Below are 3968 nucleotides of genomic sequence, written 5' to 3'. Positions count from 1 at the left end.
CCGCCCGCCGGCCGGGTCAGGTGCTGGTCGGCTTCGCCGCCGAGACCGGCGGGCCCGGTGTCGACATCGTGGATCTGGGCCGGGAGAAGCTCGCCCGCAAGGGAGCGGACCTGCTGGTCGTCAACCAGGTCGGCGACGGGCTCGGTTTCGAGGTCGACCACAACGCCGCGGTGGTTCTCGGTGCGGACGGCACGCAGACCGTGATCGAACGAACCAGCAAGGACCTCCTCGCGCATCAGGTGCTCGATCTGGTCGCGGCACGACTCGCCGTAACAGATGACCCCGTTGTCGGTGTCCCCGCCGGTACCCGCCGGTAGACTTCGCCCGAATCAGACTGGATCTCCCAGGGGGTCATGACGTGGCGACACGCCTGTTCACTTCCGAGTCCGTTACCGAGGGACATCCGGACAAGATCGCTGACCAGGTCAGCGACTCCATTCTCGACGCGATGATCAAAGACGATCCGCGCAGTCGGGTCGCGGTCGAAACGCTGATCACCACCGGCCAGGTCCACGTCGCCGGTGAGGTCACCACGAACACCTATGTGGACATCGCCGCTGTCGTCCGGGAGCGCGTGCTGGAGATCGGCTACGACTCGTCCAAGAAGGGTTTCGACGGCGCGTCCTGCGGGGTGAGCGTGTCGATCGGGTCACAGTCGCCCGACATAGCCCAGGGGGTCGACACCGCCCATGAGGCCCGGGTGGGTGGCTCCAGCGAGGACGAGCTGGACCGCCAGGGCGCTGGCGACCAGGGCCTGATGTTCGGCTACGCCTGCGACGAGACGCCCGAGCTGATGCCGCTGCCGATCGCGCTGGCTCACCGGCTCGCCCGGCGTCTGGCCGCCGTCCGCAAGGAAGGCCAGATCGGCTACCTGCGTCCCGACGGCAAGACCCAGGTCACCATCGAGTACGCCGACGGCCGGCCGGTGCGCCTGGACACCGTCGTCGTCTCCACCCAGCATGCGGCCGACATAGACCTCGACACCCTGCTCGCGCCCGACATCGCCGAGTTCGTCGTCGTCCCGGAGCTGGCCACCCTCGACATCATCACCGAAGGGCACCGGCTGCTGGTGAACCCGACCGGCCGGTTCGAGGTGGGTGGCCCCATGGGGGACGCCGGCCTCACCGGGCGGAAAATCATCGTCGACACCTACGGCGGCATGGCACGCCACGGCGGCGGTGCCTTCTCCGGCAAGGACCCGTCCAAGGTCGACCGCTCGGCGGCATACGCGATGCGCTGGGTCGCCAAGAACGTGGTCGCTTCCGGGCTCGCCCGCAGGTGCGAGGTGCAGGTCGCCTACGCCATCGGCAAGGCGCACCCGGTCGGCCTGTTCGTCGAGACCTTCGGCACCGGCGTGGTGCCCGACGAGCAGATCCAGGACGCCGTGACCGCCGTTTTCGACCTCCGGCCGGCTGCGATCATCCGGGATCTGGACCTGCTGCGGCCGATCTACACCCAGACCGCCGCCTACGGCCACTTCGGACGCCCGGAGCTCGACTTCACCTGGGAGTCGAGCTCTCGCGCGCAGGCCCTGGCCGCCGCCGTGCGCGGGTAACCCCCGAATTTCCCGCCTCCCCCAAATTTCCGCTTCGCGAAAATTTGGGGACCCCTGCGTCTGGGGCTGGCGCCTGTATGGGGCTGGCGATCGCCCATGCGATCGCCAGCGGAGTATGTGACGACGGGTGTCCGGTTCGCACAAATTTGCGGGTCCCTGCCTCTGGGGCTGGTGTCTCCATGGGGGCGCGGACGATCTGTCGTAGGGGGCTGGTACCAACAGGTATGCCCGAACAGCTTGGGGTCTTCAGCGGGCTGGACACCTCGGCCGGCCCAAAGACCGGCATGGCCCCCCCGGCGGCCGGTGCAGCCTCCTCGGTGGCGGGCGGCGGCGTGCCGACGCCCGTTCGGGGTACCCGCCCGGCCCGAACAGCGCATCCCCAGGCAGCCGCCGGCAGGAGGGGGGCGGTCGGCCCGGGGGCGCCGGTCGCGGCGAGCGAGCTGCCGGTCGCCCGGGTCGCGGTGGACGTCGGGCATGCCCATCTGGACAGGCCGTTCGACTATCTGGTGCCGCAGCAGTGGGCCGGGGAGGCCGTCCCCGGCGCACGCGTCCGGGTCCGCTTCGCCGGCCGGCTCCTGGACGGTTTCATCCTCGAACGCTGTGAGCGCTCCGACCATGTGGGCAGGCTCGCCTTCCTGAACCGTGTCGTGTCCGGGGAACCGGTCCTCGCCCCCGAGATCGCCCAGCTGGCCCGGGCGGTGGCCGACCGCTACGCGGGCACGGTCGCCGACGTGCTCCGGCTCGCCGTTCCACCCCGGCATGCCCGGGTGGAGAAGGAGCCGATGGCGGGATCCGCCGGTGCCGACGGCTGCGACACGGACGGGTCCGGCACAGGGATCCGCGGGCCCGCGGAAGGCGCCCTGGCATCCGGCGCCTGGTCGCACTACCCCCACGGCGAGCCGACGCTGTCCGCCCTGCGGGCCGGCGGCAGTCCCCGGATCGTGTGGTGGGCGCTTCCCGGACCGTCCTGGCCGGCGATGGTTGCCGCGGCCGTGGCCGCCACGGTGGCGTCCGCGCGCGGGGCCCTGGTCGTCGTGCCCGACCACCGCGACGTCGACCGGGTCGCCGCCGCGCTGGAGGGCGCGCTCGGCCCGGGCGGTTTCGTCGCGCTGCGCGCCGATGCCGGCCCGGCCGAACGGTACCGGCGCTTTCTCGCCGTCCGCCGTGGACGTGCCCGGGTTGTCGTGGGTACCCGGGCGGCGGTGTTCGCACCGGTCGCGGACCTCGGCCTGATCCTCGTGTGGGACGACGGGGACGACCTGCACGCCGAGCCGCGCTCTCCCTACCCCCACGTCCGGGATGTCGCCGTGCTGCGCGCCCGTCAACAGCGTTCGGCGCTGATCGTCGGAGGGTGGTCGCCGTCGACCGAGGCCGAGGCGATGGTCCGCGTCGGCTGGGCCGCGGCCCTGATCGCGCCGCGTCCGGTGGTCCGGGCCGCCGCGCCCCGGGTCGAGGCGACGGGTTCGGACTTCGAGGAGGCCAGGGACCCGGCGGCGCGGGCGGCGCGGCTGCCGTCGCTGGCCTGGCGCGCCGCCGGTGAGGCGCTGGCCGCGGGCGCGCCGGTCCTCGTGCAGGTGCCGCGGCGCGGGTACCAGCCCGCGCTTGCCTGCGCGGGCTGCCGGCGTCCGGCCCGGTGCCGGCACTGCCGGGGGCCGCTGGGACGCCATGGCGGCTTGGGGCCGCCGACCTGCGGCTGGTGCGCGCGTCCGGCAGCCGGCGGGTACGCCGATGATCGTCGGCTGTCGGCTGTGACTGCTGGTGAACGGCCTGTGGCCGGTACGGCTGCTGCTGCTGGTGGTGGTGGATGGCCTGCGGCCGGTCCGGCCGGGGCTAAGTGGCAGTGCCCGTACTGCCGGGACGTCCGGTTCCGGGCGAGCGTCGTCGGTGACCGGCGGACCGCCGAGGAACTCGGGCGTGCGTTCCCCGGGGCCGCCGTGCGTACCTCGGGCCGCGACGGTGTGCTGGCGACCGTCGCGGCGGCGCCCGCGCTGGTGGTTGCCACCCCCGGAGCCGAGCCGGTGGCCGACGGTGGCTACGGCGCGGTCCTGCTGCTCGACACCTGGGCGCTGCTGGGCCGTCCGGACCTGCGTGCGGCCGAGGAGACGCTGCGCCGATGGTGCGCGGCGGCGGCGCTTGCGCGGCCCGCGGCGGACGGCGGCCGGGTCGTCGTCATCGCCGATGCCGGACTCGCGGTGGTCCAGGCGCTGACCCGCTGGGACCCCGCCTGGTTCGTCCGGCGGGAGGCGGACGAGCGTGCCGCCCTCGGCTTCCCGCCGGCCACCCGCATCCTCGCTGTCGAAGGCGCCGCCGGTGCGGTTGCCGAACTGGTCGCGGCGGCGCAGTTCCCCGCCGGTGTCGACGTCCTCGGCCCGGTCCCGCTGGACGAGGCGGATCGGCCGAGTGGTGCCAGGGC

General features: G+C 73.4%; 3 protein-coding genes. All 3 read left to right on the top strand.

The genetic code is table 11. The features are described 5' to 3' along the window. The coding region (locus DD1DGNOD_RS29890; RefSeq protein WP_283234734.1) for a phosphopantothenoylcysteine decarboxylase at positions 1-317 on the top strand (317 nt) is incomplete at its 5' end. A gap of 41 nt (positions 318-358) precedes the next feature. Continuing rightward, on the top strand, positions 359-1555 hold the full coding sequence (gene metK / locus DD1DGNOD_RS20010) for a methionine adenosyltransferase (protein ID WP_131768036.1): 1197 nt from the start codon (positions 359-361) through the stop codon (positions 1553-1555). A 224-nt stretch (positions 1556-1779) separates the two neighbouring features. Then, a partial coding sequence (locus DD1DGNOD_RS20005) for a primosomal protein N' (RefSeq protein ID WP_131770813.1) occupies positions 1780-3968 on the top strand: 2189 nt, incomplete at its 3' end.

Origin of the sequence: Candidatus Protofrankia californiensis, from assembly GCF_900634765.1 — a bacterium.
Lineage (GTDB): Bacteria > Actinomycetota > Actinomycetes > Frankiales > Frankiaceae > Protofrankia > Protofrankia californiensis.
The sequence above is the reverse complement of the archived record's forward strand: the minus strand, read 5'-3'. Positions and strand labels throughout refer to the sequence as shown.